The sequence below is a fragment of the Legionella birminghamensis genome (genome assembly GCF_900452515.1).
GTDB lineage: Bacteria > Pseudomonadota > Gammaproteobacteria > Legionellales > Legionellaceae > Legionella_C > Legionella_C birminghamensis.
The window spans coordinates 2,883,839-2,901,731 of sequence record NZ_UGNW01000001.1; the positions used below are offsets into that span (position 1 = coordinate 2,883,839).

Here is a 17,893-nt window from a genome sequence, read left to right on the forward strand (position 1 = left end):
CTAACCGATGGTTAATTCGGCGTTCCATTGTAAAACCCGTCCTGATTCGATTTTGCCCTCCAGATATTTCAAGACATTATCGACAATAGCGGGTTCATCCACAAATTCCAAAACCATCGGCAAATTAAAGTGCATGTCCATTAGCTTTGCCTCCCGCAGCTTACCGGTATGGCCAAACCCCTTTACTCCACGAAAGATTGTCGCCCCCTTCACTTTCTGATCATGAAGATAATTATAAATTTCGTTAAGCCAGGGAGAATCCTCACTCAGATAAATACGCACTACTTTAACCTGCATTAATAAATTCCTCCAATCCAGCGTCCAAAATGCATACCGAGAAAAGCCAGGCCCAAAGCCAATAAATTATTTAAAATAATATTCAGAAAAGCACTGAAGTATTGACTATCCTGGTAAAGCATCCAGGTTTCCCATGAAAAACTGGAAAAGGTAGTAAAACCTCCCAGAAATCCAACCATAAAGAACAACCGCCAGTAGTCGCTGACAGCGAATCGCTCCAGCAGTAAAATCATCAAAAATCCGGCCAGGAAAGAGCCGAAACTGTTAACAAGCAAGGTACCGTAAGGAAAACGAGAGCCCCAGAGCTTCAGAGCCAGGGTACTGGTTCCAAAACGTGACACAGCGCCTAATCCGCCGCCTGCAGCAACCAATATAACTGACCACATACTTACGCTCCTTTTATACTTCTTCCTTGCCAACAGCCGCATGAAGCCCCCATCTTTGATGACGAAGCCCTCCGTCTTTGCGAACGAAGTGAAGCAATCCACCACGGTGACTCCCAAAAACGTTTTACCTGACAATCCCTCGTGTTGACTGATTCAATGCATCGATCATCGGTATCACTTCAGGGCAATCAGCCTGCATAAGCTCAAGTTCTGCAACAGCCTGCTGGACGGTTAGTCCCTTGCGGAAAATAATCTTATAGGCGCGCCGTAAACCATCAATTGCATTGGAAGAAAAACCACGGCGGCGTAATCCTACTGTATTAATACCACAGGCAGAGGTCGTATGTCCGGCAATCATGACGTAAGGCAGCACGTCTTTAGTAACATAAGTGGCTCTGGCGATGAAAGCATAAGCGCCTACCTGGCAGAATTGATGCACAGCCGCATAGGGACCTATAATGGCATAGTCATTGACAGTTACATGCCCCGATAATGCAGCATAATTGACCATTATTATTTGATTACCGATCATGCAATCATGGCCGATATGCGAGTAGGCCATTAAAAAATTGCCATTCCCAACGCGAGTCACGCCGCCGCCTTTAACGGTTCCGCGACTAATCATGCAATATTCGCGGATCACATTGTTATCACCAATCTCCAGCCTGGTCGGCTCGCCCTGGTAGGTAATATCCTGTGGCTCATCTCCTACGGAAGCAAATTGAAAAATCTTATTATTTTTCCCAATAGTAGTCGGTCCTTGAATTACCACATGAGGTCCAATCCATGTACCTTCGCCTATTTCAACATCGGCTCCAATAATGCTGCCTGGACCTACAGAAACCCCTTTCGCCAATTTGGCCGAGGGATGAATAATTGCACCTTCATCTATCACTTTTTCACTTCCTTCGCTGCACTCATTAAATCAGCGGAGCAGGCCAGTTTGTCGCCGACAAATGCCTCGCCATGCATACGCCAAAAATCTCGTTTTTGTCCCATAAGTTTTACTTCCAATCGGAGCTGATCCCCTGGAGTCACTATTTGTTTAAACTTTGCATTATCGATTCCGGCAAAGAAATAAATAAATTCATGTCCCTCTTTTGGGGTCCGCGACAGGTTGGACAATATAGCGCTGGCCTGAGCCAAAGCCTCCAACATTAATACTCCCGGCATAATGGGGTTACCCGGAAAATGACCCATAAAAAAAGGTTCATTAATAGTAACATTTTTAATCGCGATCAAATAATCCAAGGGCTTATATTCATGTACTCTATCTACTAGAATAAATGGATACCGATGCGGTATAAGCTCAAGAATTTTTGATATATCTATGGCCTCACTCATGTAATATCTCTCAATCTTTGATAATGCCTTCAACTGAAATCTTTCGTCGCTGAACGGATGGAAAGATTCAATCTTCTCTTAACCGATCTTTTTCTAAACTGACAAGCCGCGAAATATAGTCATCAAGACGTTTAAATCGTGCTGCATTACGCCGCCAGCGATGATGTTCGCTAATCATTGTGCCGGATGAGTAAATGCCCGGTTTACTTAATGACTTATTTACTGTCGACATACCTGTTATTACCACATCATCTACCAGGCAAAGATGAGCAGCCAAACTGCTTGCCCCGCCAAGGATACAATGAGAACCGATTTGGGTAAATGCTCCAATCGCAGCGCAGGCTGCAATTGCGGTATGCTGGCCTATGGTAACATCATGTGCCACTTGCACCAAGTTATCAATTTGCACGCCTTTGCCAATGCAGGTGTCTCCGGCAACACCCCTGACAATAACGGTATTTGCGCCAATAGTCACCGCATCATCGATGACAACAGAGCCTACTGCAGCCTCTGCAGCCCAGCTGCCCCTAATTTTATATCCATGGAAAGGTTCCGCGCCGATCACCGCTCCGCTATCGATTATACAATGGGAACCAATGACTACCCCCTCCTCGATGCTCACATTATTGCCTATCCGGGTGTATTCGCCAATCCTGACGTCATTAGCAATAGAACAATTACTTCCAATGTGGACAGAGTTACCCAGTTTGGCCTGCTCGGCAATGTTGCTGTTCGCCCCTACCGAAACCCCCTCGCCAATTGTTGCGGAATCAGCAATAACAGTTTGGGGATGAATAAAAGCAGGCCTCGATTCATTGGCGGTTGCAAATAAACGGCGAAGGGACTGGAACGCAGGAAGGGGATCTGAAACGGTAATAGTGCTAACCGGAGAATGATGGGCAACAGCCTGGGTGAGTAATACAGCAGCAGCCTGGGTATTCTTCAGTAAAATAAGGGGCAGATGATTATTATAGTAAGCGATTTGAGAGGAGTTAGCCCTGCTGAGAGATGAAAGCCCCTGGATGGGTTGTTGCGGATTTCCTCCGCTTTTCCCATCCAGGTATTCAGCCAGAAAGGCCAGGGTATACGATGAGTTCACGAATTAATTGATTTGTTTCAGAACCTGATCAGTAATATCGAGGCTATCGTTGCTAAACGGAGTAGCATCTTTCTGTAAAATCAAATCGTATTTATCGTTCTCAGCTACTTTACTGATTGCCTTACGGATTTTACCGTATAACTCTTCCATTGCTTCGTTATGCGCAGTACTTAGTTCTTGCTGATACTGCTGGCCTTCTCTTTCAAAAGTCTGTTGCTGGGAAACAATCTTTTTCTCCATGTCTTTCTTTTGAGCCTGGCTCATGACAGCACTATCACGCTTGAACTTTTCCATGTCTTTTTTCAAACCTTCTTCCATGGCGACCAGTTTATCGCGTCTTGGTTTGAATTCTTTTTCCAGTTTTTGTTGAATAGCTTTCATTTGGCTAGAGGTCTGCATAATTTTCTGCAAATCAACCACGCCAATTTTAGACCAATCAGCAAACGCATTAGTCATGCCTAAGCTAAACAACAATGCAATAAATAACCCGCTCACACGCTTCATGTTTTTCTCCTGATATCAAAGCACAAATGCTAGCACAAATTCATAACACTTGCGATAAAGCCAATCAAGATCTCTGATAAAAAAATTTATATCCGAACCCACGGGACAAGGACCATAGGAATCCCCGCGGCAAGGCCCATACGAATCCCCGCGGAAAAGGCCATACGAATCCCCGCGGCTGCGACCGCGGGGCCCACACGAATCTTATTCAGAGCACCAGTTACAAAGCAGTTCATCAATCTTACTCCTGCAGATTGTCGATTTCCCGAACTCTTCATAGGCCTAACATGGGCCCCGCGGTCAACGCCGCGGGGATTCGAAAGAGCTGCACCGCGGGATTCGAAAGAAGCTGCACCGCGGGATTCAAAGGGGCGAAGCCCGCAGGGAATCGGGTGGTCGCCGTTGGATTCGTGTCATCTCCATTAAAATCCGGAAGACAGCGAAAACTGGAAGAATTGCTGCTCATCGCCAGGCTGCATGTTCAGAGGCTTGGCCAAACTAAATGCCAATGGGCCAAATGGCGAGCGCCATTCTACCGAAAGACCTGCTGAATATCGCATTGGGCCGTCTCCCCAACCCGCCAGAGCTAATGGTGTTCCACGGACAAATACATTACCTGCATCCACGAACGCCATGGTTCTGATATTGTCCCGACTCAAAGGATAAGGTAAAGCGATGCCTGCGCTGCCATTCACCAGGAAGTTCGCACCCATGGCATTTCCTACGGTATCTCTTGGGCCCAGTGAGTAGCTCTGATAGCCGCGAACCTGGCCAGGTTGGGCTATACCCCCTGCATAATAGTTTTCAAAAAATGGCAAGCCCTGGTTACTAAAACCATTACCATAAGCAATATTTCCCAAAAGGGAGAAAACAAAGCCATGCGTTAACGGATAATACATGTGCGCTGAGTAAGAGGTTTTATAATAATCCAGGGAATCTGATGTAGCAGGCAGGGCAAATAGCACACTGGCCTGTTGGTTCATACCCCTTGTAGGGAATGGCATCTGATCATAGGTATTACGGCTCCAGCCTGATGTCAGGCGAATCTCATTAAAGCTTCGTCCGTACATATTAACAAAGTTTTGAATCTGCTGTGCAGTACCCACCGATTTGATAAATAAATTCTGGAATCCATAACCGAATTGTACGCTGCTGTTCTCACTAAGCAGGACATTATAACTGACATCCCCTCCCACGCGATCGGAGGTGTAAGCACTAATATCCAGTTTGCCGGGATCAACTGTCTGGTAATAGAGATTAATCCCGCGTCCTACGCCAGTGTTGGTGTAGAAGGGATTATAATAACTCAGGTTATAATCCTGGCCATAATAACTCGCATTAAAGGAGAAGCCTACTGAACGCCCTGTTCCCATAAAGTTATGCTGGTTCACCGAGGCATTAAATTGCGGACCATTGGTTCCATAGCCAAGCGAAGCAGTCGCTTCAGCGGAAGGCGCTTCTTCCATCTGTACATCAAGGTCAACCTGATTGTTAGTACCCGGTACTGGTGTAGTCTTGATGTTAATATCTTTCAAATAGCTCAGTAACCGCAACTGCCGCTCTGATTCTTTAATATTATGGAGGGAAAGCAGTCCGCCCTCATTCTGGCGGATTACACTTCTTAATACATAGTCACCCGTTTTGGTATTGCCATGAAAATTAATACGTCGAACGTAAACATGACGGCCAGGTTCAATGACAAAAGTAATAAATACGGTTTTATCTGTTTCATCAATTCGCGGCTCTGCATTTATTGCGGGAAAGCCGTAACCAATATCACCCAATGCCAGGCCAATTGACGAAATACTTTCAGTGACCTTTTTACGGGAAAAAACATCGCCCTGCTTCACCTGAATCAGAGAGTCCAATTTCTCTTTCGGCAATATGGTTTTACCTGCTAATGCATAACCGGAGAAACGGTATTGCGGGCCTTCTTCTATATGAATATTGATATAAACATCTTTTTTGTCAGGCGAAAGCAAAACCTGAGAGGAGATCACTTCAAACTTCAGATAGCCTCTATCGAGATAAAATGAGCGGATGGACTCTAGCGAAGCATCCATCGCTGCTTTTGAATATTGATCTTTTTTACTGAAGTAAGTGAAAATGCCACTGGTGGACAGGGACATTTCGGCAAGTAATTCATTATCGGAAAAATCATGATTGCCAATGATTCGAATTTCCTTGATACGAGAAACTCGCCCCTCGGAAACAGTCACATTAATCGCCACACGGTTTTCAGTAAGCTGGGTCACTTGCGATTCAATACGGGCATTGTATCTGCCGCGGCCATTATAGGCCTGCTTTAATTCTTTCTCCAATCGCTCCAGGGATGAGCGCTGGAAAACACGGCCCTTGGCCAATCCCATCTGTTTGAGCAGCTCTTTCATCTTATCACTGGGTATTTCAGAGTTACCCGTGACGGTAATCGAGCCGATCGTTGCCCGCTCAACCACATTGACAATCAGGGTATTTCCCTGCCGCTCCAGGGATACTGATTGAAAAAAACCGGTATCATATAAGGAGCGAATAATTTCTCCAGTAGAAGAAGCATCGACTTCTTCACCTACCTGTACTGGTAAGTAATTAAGTACTGTTCCAACACTGACGCGTTGTAAGCCTACCACCTTAATATCTTTTACTATAAACCCGCCGGCTGCATGCAGTTGCACCGAAAGAGTAAGCATGGCGGAACAACAGATACCCAATACTATTTTTTTACTGACTTTATTCATTATTATTCTACGTCCAGTACTGCTTAAAAATTTGCCGACCAATGCTGTCTTATCGGCAGGCTTGGAGAAAACAATTGCACCCTTTTATCGGAACTGACCTTCCCTGTCAAGAATTGCATAGTTATCATTCTATAATGCAGGGCGCTATTTTAACCTGTCAGGCGAGAGAGATCATTAGTTAACGCTAAAAACATTAAAGTAACCAAAAAAGCTAAACCAATATAGAGACCAATTGTTCTGAATTCTTCAGACAATGGCTTTCTTGTGACCAGTTCAATCATATAGAAAAGCAGATGCCCGCCATCGAGCATAGGAACGGGCAAGAGATTTAATACGCCAAGACTTATACTGACTAAGGCCAGAAACGATAAATAATAAGCAATTCCACTGCGACCTGACTCTCCCGCCCCCTGGGCTATCCCTACCGGGCCGCTCAGCGTATCCAGACCTAATTGCCCGGTTACAAAACGTCCAATGAGGGAAAAGGTAGCACCGGTAAGTTCGACTGTTTGCTGCAGGGCGATTTTTAAAGCAGGAAGCGGCGCTTCTCTTTGCAAACGCAGCCATTGGGGCGGCCAGTTTACTTTTTCCGATTTAACCCCCAGAAATCCCTCACTTTGTCCCTCGTTATTTTTTGTACCAATCGTTACAGGAATTTCAAGCAATTTATCTTTTCTCAGCACTGACAACTGAAGAACCTGCCCCGGGTGATACCTGACAAACTCTACCAGAACTAACCAATCGCCCAACTTCTGCTTATCCATCGTCTGGATGCGATCGCCAACCTGAAGACCCGCCTGTTCAGCCGGTGAACCATTCATTACTTCACCAATCACAGGCGGAATGGATGGAATAAACGGCACAATCCCGAGGCTGCCCAGAAGATCAGGTTTTTTTGGATTAATTTCCCAGTTATGCAGGGATAACCACAGCGTTCTGTGCTGGCCATTGAGCATTGATTTTACCGTTAGAGAGACTTTTTCATCGCTTCCCACCAAAGGCATAAAGGCATATTGAAAATCCCTCCAGCTGGTAATTGGCCGGTCTTCCATGGCGATAATTTCTTCTTTCGCAGTCAGTCCGGCATGAGCCGCAGGGGTTCCCGGCTTTACGTCCTCAATCATCGGCGCCAGTGATTTGATTCCAATAATCAGGACAAGCCATAAGCAGACAAAAGCAAATAGCAGATTAAAAACAGGACCGGCCAGCACTATGGCGATACGCTGCCAAACGGATTTATTATTAAAAGCGAGGTGTTTTTCCTCAGGAAGCACTTCCCCTTCGCTTTCATCGAGCATTTTGACATAACCGCCTAAAGGCAGAAGGGACCAGGCATATTCCGTTCCCTTGCGGTCATGCCATTTGGCAATCACTTTTCCAAAGCCAAATGAAAACCGCAACACCTTGACGCCGCATAAACGGGCAACCCAGAAATGACCAAACTCATGAATGGTGATTAGCAGGAACAGGGCAAGAAAAAAATAAAGCAGCGTTAGTAACATAGCATTATCCAGACATCCAGAACCAGGCATAAAAAAATGGGGCTGCAGCAATCAGGCTATCCAGACGATCCAGAATACCGCCATGACCCGGAATTAAATGGCCGGTATCCTTTATATGCACTCGTCTTTTAAACATGCTGATAATTAAATCACCCACCAGCGAAATTAGAATGACTGACAAGGCCATTAGAAACCATCTAATGGGGTTGTCGGGTTTAAAATATGTATAACCCGCTACTGCAACGGCTAAAGCCAAACTTAACCCACCGCCCAGCCCTTCATAAGACTTGCCGGGACTCACTGCCGGAATTAATTTATGGCGCCCCCATTGCTTTCCGGCCATATAAGCGCCAATATCCGCTCCCCAAATCAGTAATAGAAGATAAACCACCAGGGCTTTTCCTTGTGGGAGAGCAAAAATATTTATCATACTTTGGCCAAACAAGGGTAATAACAGTATAGCTGAAAATGCAACTACGCCTGCTTTTCCCCAACAAGCCTGGGAAGTAGGAAATCTGAGCAACGCAGCAATTACTAATAACCAGGCAATCATTCCCGGAATTAACCAGACTTCATAGAAGAAATAACATAAAGCCAAAGCAGCAACTAAAATTGCAATAAATCCCAATTTCAAAGGGAAGGCCTTAACAGGTACCAGTTGCAGCCATTCCAAGCCGCATCCCAGCACTAGCAGAAAGATAACGGCAGCAAAAAACCAGTAATTTGCATAATACATACCTAACAAGACAAGAGGTGCCATTACCAGTATCGTTAACAAACGTTGTATAAACATTAGGCGTCCCCACTCACTTGTTCAGAAGTTTTACCATAGCGTCTTTGCCGCTGTTTAAAACTGTCAATTGCTTTTTCGAACTCCTCTCTGGAAAACTCAGGCCAGGAAATGGAAGGAAAATAAAGTTCGGTATAAGCCAGCTGCCAAAGAAAAAAATTGCTGATTCGAAATTCCCCGCTGGTTCTGATGAATAAATCAGGATCGGGTAATTTTCCGGTGTTAAGATAATTTGAGACTAAGCGTTCATTGATAGCTTCTTTGTCCAGCCTGCCGCAAGCAACTTCATCTGCAATGGATTGGACAGCCTGTACGATATCCCAGCGGCCACCATAATTGACGGCAATATTTAAAAGGAGCCTGTCATTTCCTGCTGTTAACTCTTCTGCCCTCTGCATCTGCTTGCGTAATTCATCAGAAAGATAACTTCTATCACCCAAAAATGAAAGACGTATACCATTTTCATGCAGTTCGGCGACTTCTTCATGCAATGCCTTTATGAATAATTGCATTAAAAAATCAATTTCAGGCTCTGGTCTTGACCAGTTTTCACTGCTGAAAGCGAAAAGGCTTAATATGGCAACTCCCTTTTCCAGACAACATTTAATCACAGTTTTTACACTATCTACGCCAGCACGATGCCCTTCTACGCGGTTCAGCCCGCGCTGCTGCGCCCAGCGTCCATTACCGTCCATTACGATAGCTATATGTTGAGGTACCTTATTGTTCAAGCTCGCTCACCTTAATATCGCAGAAACAAGAGTTATAATTGGCCGATAGTCTAACTGCTTTATGGGAAAATATTAAGAGCTTTGGTAAACTGGCTGAGCAAAAACATGAGGAGCGTTAAGACAATGAATAAAACAATAGCTGTCATTCTGGGTACAGGGCTTGGCCTGACCTCAACCGTATCGCTGGCTCAGGCTTTCCAGACTACTTCCCTGCCGCAAGGCTATAAAAATACCCTGATCGCCGATTCCTCTACCCCAGACGATGCACAAACAACTACCAATGATGGGAAAGACGATAAAAAAGGCGAAGGAAAATGTGCCGCCGGTAAATGCGGTGCAGGTAAATGCGGTTCTTCCAGTTAATTGAAAACCTATGCAAAACGCATTGATAAACGGTACGGGGCTTGGTCTGCGTACCGCTTTTCTAAAGGAGTTGGTTGACACAAATGAAGTGCCTTTTGATTTTCTTGAGTTAGCGCCTGAAAACTGGCTGGGAATTGGCGGATGGCGAGCCCATGCCCTTCGTAAACTGAGTGAGCGCTTTCCTCTGAGCGCCCATGGCCTGAGTCTTTCCATTGGCGGGATGAATCCTTTTGATACCCGGTTTCTTAAGCAGTTACGGCAGTTTTTCAAAGAGTACGGTATTCAGCAATACACCGAACATTTGAGTTATTGCACGGATGCCCAGGGTTATCTTTACGAACTTCTGCCCTTGCCTTTTACTGAAGAAGCAGTAAGGCATGTCAGCAGCAGGATCCGCTATGTGCAGGATTATCTGGGGATGCGGATTGCCTTTGAAAACTCAAGCTATTACTACCTCGCTGCTCAGGAAATGTCGGAGATTGAATTTATTAATGCGGTGATTGCTGAATCAGATTGCGATTTACTACTGGATATCAATAACCTTTATGTAAACAGCATCAATCATCATTATCAGGCCGAAGACTTCATCAGCGCTCTTCCTGCTCATAGAATTCAGCTGGTCCATATCGCTGGCCATGAACAAACGGGAAGCAATTTACTCATTGATACACACGGCAGCCCCGTATGTTCCGAGGTTTGGGCGCTTCTGCAAAGTCTATATCAGTCGAAAGCTGCCGTTCCCACCCTATTGGAATGGGATCAGAATATACCGCCCCTGACTGAGCTTATGCTTGAAGTTCAAGCGATAAAAGTATTGCAGGCTAATCGATGAATCCTTCGCTAAATCATCTACAGACAGCGTTTACCACATCGCTTAGACAGGCAGATAAACCGGGCTTTTATCAGCATCTCGTTTTTATGAGCTTTTGCGATTTGATCAATCCCTGTTTTCCAGTGTCCAGATCCATTATACCTGCCATTTTTTGGGAGGAATTAATCCGCAGCTTCATTCGCAGCTATCCAGTAACCACGCCGTTGTTCCATCAAATCCCTGGCGAATTTGTTAATTTTCTATATGAAACAAACAGCGTGAATTACCCCTTTCTGGCAGAACTGGCCCACTATGAATGGATGGAACTGGTCATTGAGCTAGCTCAGGATGAAAAAGAGACTGTAAACTCCCCATTGGATCCGCTGACAGCCATCCTGCGCTTTAGCAGTGCTGCCAGCATGCAGCATTATCATTACCCTGTGGAGCAAATCAGCGTCAATTACTTGCCTGAAGAACAGAACGAATCTTTCCTAATTATCTGGCGAAACCAGGATTATATAGTCGAGTTTATGAAGATCACTGACTTTATCTATCATTTACTAAGGCATATGACCGAAAACAAAATATCAGCATCTGAGGCCCTGGATTTGCCCAGTAATCCGCAGCGGGAAGAATTAACAACGCTCTGCGAGGCCTTAATAAAACAGCTGACGGGCAAACAAATTTTAATTCCGCTCATGATATGATACCAGACAAGAATATTATTATAAGATTGACTTATACCATTAAGCGGGTGTATTCTAATCCCAGCTTGAAAATGTCTATTTTATACTCTCAAATTGTCGTTTTATTCATTTAATCCCTCATTCGTTAGTTCTTAATTTTTGATCTGTTCCGGCTAAATTTCGCCTTTGCAGGCATTAAAATAAACTTAAGGATACTTATGTCTAAAACAGTAAATGGAGTCGTTAAATGGTTCAACGAATCTAAAGGATTTGGTTTTATTGAGCAAGAAGCAGGCCCGGATGTATTTGCTCATTTTAAAGAAATTTTAGGTTCTGGCTTCAAAACCCTCGCAGAAGGTCAGCGGGTACAATTCATTGTATCGCAAGGAGCCAAGGGTCTTCAAGCACAAAATATAATGGCCATTTAGGCCAATTTTAAACCACTACATCGTCTGAAGTTGTAGTGGTTACGTCGTCGTTGCTGTAAATCTTACTACAGCAACGCCGTCTTCTATTTCTATATAGTTTCTATTTGCGCCAAGCGGTAAAAAATACTCATGTACATTAATTGTACAATACATTATAATTGCAGAATTGTAGTATTGGGGTAATAAACAATGAGTCTAGCAAAAGAAACTGTCGATTTTATAATTAAAAATAAACGTAAAATTCATTCAGAAAGCGAAATCTTTATTTCAAGATTTGAGCAAACAGAAATAACCTCTGATTTACTTAAAGAAATTTTGCAGGAACTTACAGTCCGTGACTACGAAGTCTACCAACAATTATTTCTAAATAAAGCCATCTTGCCAGTAATTCTCAATAAATTTAACGAGGAAGATCGATATACCTTACTCACACAAGGATATGAAGACTTCTCACTTGTTGTTCTACAAGAATTACCTCTTATTCACCAGCTTTGTGTAAATCCCGCATTATTAGAAATTGCCTTAAATACCTTTTCACCTTCCAAACGTAGTGAGATAGCTCAATTTAAAACCGAATTTTATGCTCCTTTTTCAAGTTTACTCCAAACGGCCTGCCACAATAAGAAAAGTTTGAAAAAGTTATTAGATAATATAGAGAATGATGACCAGCGATTTAATGCAATTTCAAATTTATTTTCTGACCTTTATTCTTCTTTTTTAAGCTCTAAAGATGAAGACGATTCTTTCATATTAGGCCGGGAGACATTTCAACTCTGTTTAGATTGTGTCAGTCCTGATAGACGAAAGAACTTACTGACCTCCCTTGATGAAAAGGGTTTTTCAGCACTAGCATATACAGCACTGGATTCTGAGTTGTTAACCATAGCATTGTCCCTCTTTTCTGAAGAAGAGCAAACACAACTGCCCGCACAAATCCCCTGTTTACTCGAAGCAGCAGTATTGGCGCATCAGGCTGAACCTTTGACAATTATTTTAGAATTAATTGATAGTCAACAGCGCTTGGCTGCATTAGAGAATAAAGATAATGAGAATAAAAGCTGTTTAGATAAATTAGTTGGTGATACTAAAATACTTATTAAAGATTTGTTACGTGGACGTCAGGATTTGCATGAAAACCTTAAAGAAAAGTTAGGAATAATTTTTGATAAAGTTCCACCAGAACAGCGCCATAACCTATTTATTACAAGAATAGGAAATCCTAACCCAAGTCAGGTTTTTAATTACCTTGTGGATTTTGGGTGGTATTTTTGTATTCAAATATTACAAAAAATTCCAGCTGTTAGCCATCGTACACTTATAGAAGATCTTCATCGAACTGTTAAAGTTGTTCCAATCGCCACACAAGAGTTCATTGATATTTTAAAATTATACCCAGAGAACAACAGATTTAGCCTGATTATGGCGGAGGGGGTTTTCTGTATAGATCATGTATGTGATCTGACTTCCAGTCGTCAAGCTGGAGATTTACTGCTGCAGTTAATTGCTATTATACCTGCCGCCGATCGCCTAAGCTTAATGATTCATCATGTCATTTATATTGAAGACCACAATGTTGTAAATGTTACCTGGTTATCTTATGTCTGCTTTCGAAATCCGGCGATTATGGGACAAGTTTTTGCGCAACTCGATGCTAAAGACATGCATACTTTGATTGAAAAAAATCGTTCTGTTTTTATTGAGTTGAAAAAACGATCTCCTGCGCGATATGAAGAGGCATTGAGTTTTCTTAATGCGACTGACAAATTACATATTGAACAGGAAGTAGCGCAAGCGGAAGAGAGTGAAACTTCAGCTCAATCAGCTCCTGATACGGCTGTTCCCCAGACATTAGCAGCTGAAAACCCTAATGATGAAAACATACAACCTTCACTAATAAATACACAGTCGCCTGATCTACGTAATTTAGAGTCCTTACTTTCTGTTTTGATTAACAATATTGAACAAGGTTTAAATGGTAGAAAAACAAAGGGGGAAGGCTCTGTTAAAGTCAAAGAATTATCTGACATCAAAAATAAATTATCGGATAAGATAGAGACTACTGAGCAGACTCTGGCAGGTATTGAAAAGATATGTGCAAAGAACAGGAACTGGTGGCATTTTTTTGGTCAACCACATAGTGTTAAAGAATTAGAGAAGTTGCAAGAAACCCATGGGTTTAAAGCTGCACCTCGTTAATAGTTTTATAATTATGATAAAGATGGTCAGGGCTGGGTGGATGGACCCGGTCGCAGCCATAGCTATCGACACAAATGCAGTCGAATCCCCGCGGCTGCGATCGCGGGGCCCATGTTTGGTGGCCGAACATACTCTTCAGAGGAATCCAAGGTTGCCGTAAATAGCAAAAGCAGTTAGGAACAAGTCTTTCAAACTTACCCTAAATTAGCAAAAACCAATATTCTAAATAGGCTTCGTGTGAGCCCCGCGGTCGCAGCCGCGAGGATTCGAGACAGTTCGCCCGAAAGGCTCGCTAGTACCGTCCCTCAATTTCCCCGATCTGAATCGCAGCTTTCCTACTCTCCTCATTGAGAGGAGTATTAAACCAGGAAGTGAGAATTTCCTTTGCCAAATCCTGCGTTAACAGTCGATTGGATAAAGCAAGCACATTGGCATTATTCCATAGCCGTGCACCAGCAGCAGTTTGCGCATCGGTACAGAGCGCTGCCCGGATCCCAGGCAGTTTATTGGCAACGATAGAGGTGCCAGTACCCGTCCAGCAAAAGAAAATACCTTCCTGGCAAATACCTTGACTGATTGCCCTGGCCGCTTCCTCGGTGGCGGTAATCCAGGGCTCATTTTTACGCGATTTAACTGCGCCAAAGAGCAGCACCTCATGGCCGGAATGCTTTAATTGCTCTACCACAAAGTCATTCACCGGATAAAGCTCATCGCTGCAAACTGCTATTTTCATTTGTTTAACCTCAAACAGATTTACTTAACCCAATCAAACCCGGCATCTATCCAGCCTTGCGAGCCGGTATCTAAAGAATAAACATGTTGATAACCCATTCCCTGCAGATTATCCGCAACCAGGGCACAACGGAAACCGCCGCTGCAATAAACCACTATTGCTGCCTTTAAATCCGGAATTTGCTTTTCAATATCGCGCTCAATAATACCCTTAGCCAAATGGATAGCACCAGGAATATGGCCATTAGCCCACTCACTGTCTTCACGTACATCAATCAGATGGAAGGATTCTTTACGATCCATTTTTTCTTTTAACGTCTGTGGCGATATTTCACGAATGCGTTGTTTTGCCTCTGTCACTATCTTTAAAAATCCGGGTGAATGTTGTTTCATAGGTATCCTTAGTATGAACCTTGCAAATTAAAGGACGAATATCGTCTTAAAATCACTAAAAAAAGCCTGGCAATTCCTCATTGAATACTCGCCTAAACCTGGTTGATAAGTATATACTTAGTCAGCAAATCTTTCCTGCACAAAGATTTTACATTATTACAAACCCATAGCCGGAGTTACCCCATGCAACAAAGAAAACCATTAGTGCTAATGATTCTTGACGGCTGGGGACATAGCTGCAGCGACGAGCATAATGCGATTGCTGCAGCCCGCACACCTCAGTGGGATGACTGGTGGGCGCATCAACCGCATATTCTGCTGAATGCCTCTGGCCAGGTTGTTGGCTTGCCTGATGACCAAATGGGTAACTCGGAAGTCGGACATATGCATATTGGCGCAGGCCGGCTGATTTATCAGGATTTAACCCGTATTAACCGTGCGATTGAAACGGGCGAATTTGAACAGAATGAATTGTTTCTTGATATCCTCGCACAACTGAAACAAGAAGGCAAAGCCTTGCATGTAATGGGTTTATTATCCCCAGGGGGCGTTCATAGCCACCAAAACCATCTATTTGCCTTCCTGAAGCTTTGTCATCAGCAACGTTTCGCGAATGTGTATCTCCACCTTTTTCTCGACGGACGCGATACACCGCCGCAGAGCGCCCTGGCGAGCATTGAAGCCCTTGAGCAGCAATTAAAACACTACCCGACGGCCCAAATTGCATCAATCTGTGGACGTTATTTTGCGATGGATCGCGACAAACGCTGGGAGAGGACAGCCCCTGTCTATCGCTTACTGACTGAAGGCAACAGCCAACACCATTTTGCAGATGCATATACCGCGATTAACCATTACTATTCAGAGAATAAATCCGATGAATTTATTCCGCCAACTCTGATTGGTGAAGGCAAAGCAATTGAAGATGGGGATGCAGTCTTCTTTTTTAATTTTCGTGCGGATCGTGCCCGTCAATTAACTGAATCATTTATTAGTGACTCTTTTGATGCTTTTATCCGTAACAAAAAACCGCAGCTCTCTGCTTTTATCAGCATGACGCAATTTTCCAAGGCCCTGAAAACCTCCATTGCCTTTCCACCGACGCCTTTAACCAATACGCTCGGGAAAGTGCTTGCCGATTATCGATTAAGTCAGCTAAGAATTGCCGAAACAGAAAAATACGCACATGTCACTTTCTTTTTTAATGGCGGATCAGAACAGGTTTTCCCTAACGAGGATAGAATATTAATCCCTTCTCCATCCGTGGCAACCTATGATCTGCAACCTGAAATGAGTGCACCCCAATTGACCCGTTCTTTGGTAGATGCAATCAATTGCGATGCCTATGATGTCATTATCTGTAATTATGCCAATGCGGATATGGTAGGACATACAGGGGATTTTCAAGCGACAGTGAAAGCCATTGAATGCCTGGATCACTGCATGAGCGAGGTATGGCATGCCTTAGAGAAAAAAGAAGGCTGCCTGTTAATCACGGCCGATCATGGCAATGCAGAATTAATGTTTGATGAAGCCACCAGGCAGGCGCATACCGCCCATACCTGTGAAATGGTCCCCTTCCTCTATGTAGGATCAAGCAAAAAGCATTTTAATGTCAGTCAGGGCAGTTTAATAGATATCGCTCCCACCATTCTTTCTCTGCTTGATTTACCCAAACCTAATGAGATGACTGGACAAGCCCTTCTGGTGGACGATTATGCCGATTCTATCTAATGCCAGATCTTATATTGCAGGGATACTTGTCTCTTTATGCATGACAGGTGTTGGCTATTCAATAGACAACTCATCTGTACAGCAAACCAAAAATAAATTAAGGCAACTTGATACGCAGATTAATCGTTTAAAACAAGTCCTGGCAAGTGCCAATGACAAACGCGGCGCACTGAATCGTGAGTTAGCAGGTACAGAAAAGCAAATTGATAAAGCCATTCAGCAATTGCATTCCATTCAAACGAATATTGACAGTAAACAACAGAAGATAATGAGTCTGGAACAGCATATCCGGGAATTGAATCAGCAGTTGATTAAACAGCAGCAGCAACTGGCAAGCCATGTGCGTGCACGCTATAAAATAGGTGTATATCAACCGGTTAAATGGATTATCAACCAGGATGAACCTTATTCCATCAGTCGATTACTGACCTTTCACCAATACATTGTTCAATCAAGGCAACACATTATTGATGCAATTGACAATACTAAAAAGAATCTGACCTTAAACCAGCAAAGCCTGCGGGAAGAACTGACCGAGCAACGCAAGTTGCAACACCGCCTCCATATTCATCAGGCTCAGCTTCAGGAAGATAAAAATTATCATAAAGCGGTTCTCCAATCGCTTAATAATGAAATTCAAAGTAAAGAACATACACTGGCGGAATTTGAACACAACAAGGAGAATCTCTCCAGGCTCTTGAAAACTCTGGCTTTGAAAAGCATTGTCGCAGTACCCAGGCAGGCGTTCTCTCAGATGCGGCATAAATTGCCCCGGCCGATTCAGAGTCGTTCCCTTCAAAGGATGAACCAGGGGGTGACATTTTTTGCCGGAGAAGGAACCCCTGTGCGTGCCGTCTCTTCAGGCAAAATTGTATTTAGTGACTGGCTCAATGGCTATGGATTACTGATCATCATTGACCATGGACAAGGCTTTATGACCCTTTACGCGCACAATCAATCCTTGTTCAAGCGCAAGGGGGCAACCGTACAGCAAGGGGAGCAGATTGCCTCCGTAGGACACAGCGGCGGAATAAAACAAAACGGTCTATACTTCGAAGTGAGGCAACGTGGCAAAGCTGTTCCACCACTTGAATGGTTAGCTTGATTTGTGTAATTTGACAATCATCGACATAATAACAAATATCAGCCAGAAGTAGTCAAA

Annotated in this window: 19 protein-coding genes; 7 read left to right on the top strand and 12 right to left on the bottom strand. The window is 43.7% G+C overall.

Annotation, left to right across the window (positions count from 1 at the left end; translation table 11 throughout):
* The 10 genes from DYH42_RS12250 to DYH42_RS12295 all read right to left on the bottom strand — a co-directional run bounded on the left by DYH42_RS12250 (nucleotide 1) and on the right by DYH42_RS12295 (nucleotide 9,388).
* Entirely contained in the window at nucleotides 1–297 is a 297-nt protein-coding gene (locus tag DYH42_RS12250) for a DUF190 domain-containing protein (protein ID WP_058522491.1), read from the bottom strand.
* Nucleotides 297–683 carry a fluoride efflux transporter CrcB gene (gene crcB / locus DYH42_RS12255; protein ID WP_058522492.1) on the bottom strand — a complete coding sequence of 129 codons (387 nt, stop codon included), beginning with the start codon at nucleotides 681–683 and terminating at the stop codon, nucleotides 297–299. Before crcB ends, DYH42_RS12250 begins: the two co-directional genes overlap by 1 nt.
* 124 nt (nucleotides 684–807) lie before the next feature.
* Nucleotides 808–1,578, bottom strand: a complete 771-nt coding sequence (gene lpxA / locus DYH42_RS12260) for an acyl-ACP--UDP-N-acetylglucosamine O-acyltransferase (RefSeq protein WP_058522493.1) — start codon at nucleotides 1,576–1,578, stop codon at nucleotides 808–810.
* Entirely contained in the window at nucleotides 1,575–2,027 is a 453-nt protein-coding gene (gene fabZ, locus DYH42_RS12265; RefSeq protein ID WP_058522494.1) for a 3-hydroxyacyl-ACP dehydratase FabZ, read from the bottom strand. The genes lpxA and fabZ overlap by 4 nt, the downstream gene beginning before the upstream one ends.
* A 67-nt stretch (nucleotides 2,028–2,094) precedes the next feature.
* On the bottom strand, nucleotides 2,095–3,126 hold the full coding sequence (gene lpxD, locus DYH42_RS12270; protein ID WP_058522495.1) for a UDP-3-O-(3-hydroxymyristoyl)glucosamine N-acyltransferase: 1,032 nt from the start codon (nucleotides 3,124–3,126) through the stop codon (nucleotides 2,095–2,097).
* 3 nt (nucleotides 3,127–3,129) lie between these two features.
* Nucleotides 3,130–3,630 carry an OmpH/Skp family outer membrane protein gene (locus DYH42_RS12275; RefSeq protein WP_058522496.1) on the bottom strand — a complete coding sequence of 167 codons (501 nt, stop codon included), beginning with the start codon at nucleotides 3,628–3,630 and terminating at the stop codon, nucleotides 3,130–3,132.
* A gap of 422 nt (nucleotides 3,631–4,052) precedes the next feature.
* On the bottom strand, nucleotides 4,053–6,365 hold the full coding sequence (gene bamA / locus DYH42_RS12280) for an outer membrane protein assembly factor BamA (protein ID WP_058522497.1): 2,313 nt from the start codon (nucleotides 6,363–6,365) through the stop codon (nucleotides 4,053–4,055).
* Between the two features lie 149 nt (nucleotides 6,366–6,514).
* Entirely contained in the window at nucleotides 6,515–7,867 is a 1,353-nt protein-coding gene (rseP, locus tag DYH42_RS12285; RefSeq protein ID WP_058522498.1) for an RIP metalloprotease RseP, read from the bottom strand.
* 4 nt (nucleotides 7,868–7,871) lie between these two features.
* Nucleotides 7,872–8,660 carry a phosphatidate cytidylyltransferase gene (locus tag DYH42_RS12290; RefSeq protein WP_058522499.1) on the bottom strand — a complete coding sequence of 263 codons (789 nt, stop codon included), beginning with the start codon at nucleotides 8,658–8,660 and terminating at the stop codon, nucleotides 7,872–7,874.
* Nucleotides 8,660–9,388, bottom strand: a complete 729-nt coding sequence (locus tag DYH42_RS12295) for an undecaprenyl pyrophosphate synthase (RefSeq protein ID WP_083503047.1) — start codon at nucleotides 9,386–9,388, stop codon at nucleotides 8,660–8,662. Before DYH42_RS12295 ends, DYH42_RS12290 begins: the two co-directional genes overlap by 1 nt.
* A 123-nt stretch (nucleotides 9,389–9,511) precedes the next feature.
* Between DYH42_RS12295 and DYH42_RS12300 the strand changes: the two genes are divergently transcribed.
* From DYH42_RS12300 to DYH42_RS12320, 5 genes are all read left to right on the top strand, one after another.
* Nucleotides 9,512–9,751: a hypothetical protein gene (locus DYH42_RS12300; protein ID WP_058522501.1), complete on the top strand. Its 240-nt coding sequence runs from the start codon at nucleotides 9,512–9,514 to the stop codon at nucleotides 9,749–9,751.
* 10 nt (nucleotides 9,752–9,761) lie between these two features.
* Nucleotides 9,762–10,583 (top strand): HvfB family MNIO-type RiPP peptide maturase, encoded by an 822-nt coding sequence (locus tag DYH42_RS12305; RefSeq protein WP_058522502.1) that lies wholly within the window; start codon nucleotides 9,762–9,764, stop codon nucleotides 10,581–10,583.
* Nucleotides 10,580–11,269, top strand: a complete 690-nt coding sequence (locus DYH42_RS12310) for an HvfC family RiPP maturation protein (RefSeq protein WP_058522503.1) — start codon at nucleotides 10,580–10,582, stop codon at nucleotides 11,267–11,269. Before DYH42_RS12305 ends, DYH42_RS12310 begins: the two co-directional genes overlap by 4 nt.
* A 197-nt stretch (nucleotides 11,270–11,466) precedes the next feature.
* A complete protein-coding gene (locus tag DYH42_RS12315; protein ID WP_058522504.1) occupies nucleotides 11,467–11,676 on the top strand; it encodes a cold-shock protein in 210 nt (69 codons plus the stop codon).
* 189 nt (nucleotides 11,677–11,865) lie between these two features.
* Nucleotides 11,866–13,872 (top strand): hypothetical protein, encoded by a 2,007-nt coding sequence (locus DYH42_RS12320; protein WP_058522505.1) that lies wholly within the window; start codon nucleotides 11,866–11,868, stop codon nucleotides 13,870–13,872.
* 292 nt (nucleotides 13,873–14,164) lie between these two features.
* Here the strand turns inward: DYH42_RS12320 and DYH42_RS12325 are convergent, their stop codons facing one another.
* The gene (locus DYH42_RS12325; protein ID WP_058522506.1) at nucleotides 14,165–14,605 is read right to left on the bottom strand and encodes an RpiB/LacA/LacB family sugar-phosphate isomerase; all 441 of its coding nucleotides are present in this window, start codon (nucleotides 14,603–14,605) and stop codon (nucleotides 14,165–14,167) included.
* Nucleotides 14,606–14,625: 20 nt separating this feature from the next.
* Nucleotides 14,626–14,997 (bottom strand): rhodanese-like domain-containing protein, encoded by a 372-nt coding sequence (locus DYH42_RS12330; RefSeq protein WP_058522507.1) that lies wholly within the window; start codon nucleotides 14,995–14,997, stop codon nucleotides 14,626–14,628.
* 183 nt (nucleotides 14,998–15,180) lie between these two features.
* On the opposite strand from DYH42_RS12330, the gene gpmI reads away from it, so the two are divergent.
* Together gpmI and DYH42_RS12340 are read left to right on the top strand one after the other, a co-directional pair.
* Nucleotides 15,181–16,731 carry a 2,3-bisphosphoglycerate-independent phosphoglycerate mutase gene (gene gpmI, locus DYH42_RS12335; protein ID WP_058522508.1) on the top strand — a complete coding sequence of 517 codons (1,551 nt, stop codon included), beginning with the start codon at nucleotides 15,181–15,183 and terminating at the stop codon, nucleotides 16,729–16,731.
* Nucleotides 16,715–17,836: a murein hydrolase activator EnvC family protein gene (locus DYH42_RS12340; protein WP_058522509.1), complete on the top strand. Its 1,122-nt coding sequence runs from the start codon at nucleotides 16,715–16,717 to the stop codon at nucleotides 17,834–17,836. Before gpmI ends, DYH42_RS12340 begins: the two co-directional genes overlap by 17 nt.
* Nucleotides 17,837–17,893 lie beyond the last annotated feature (57 nt).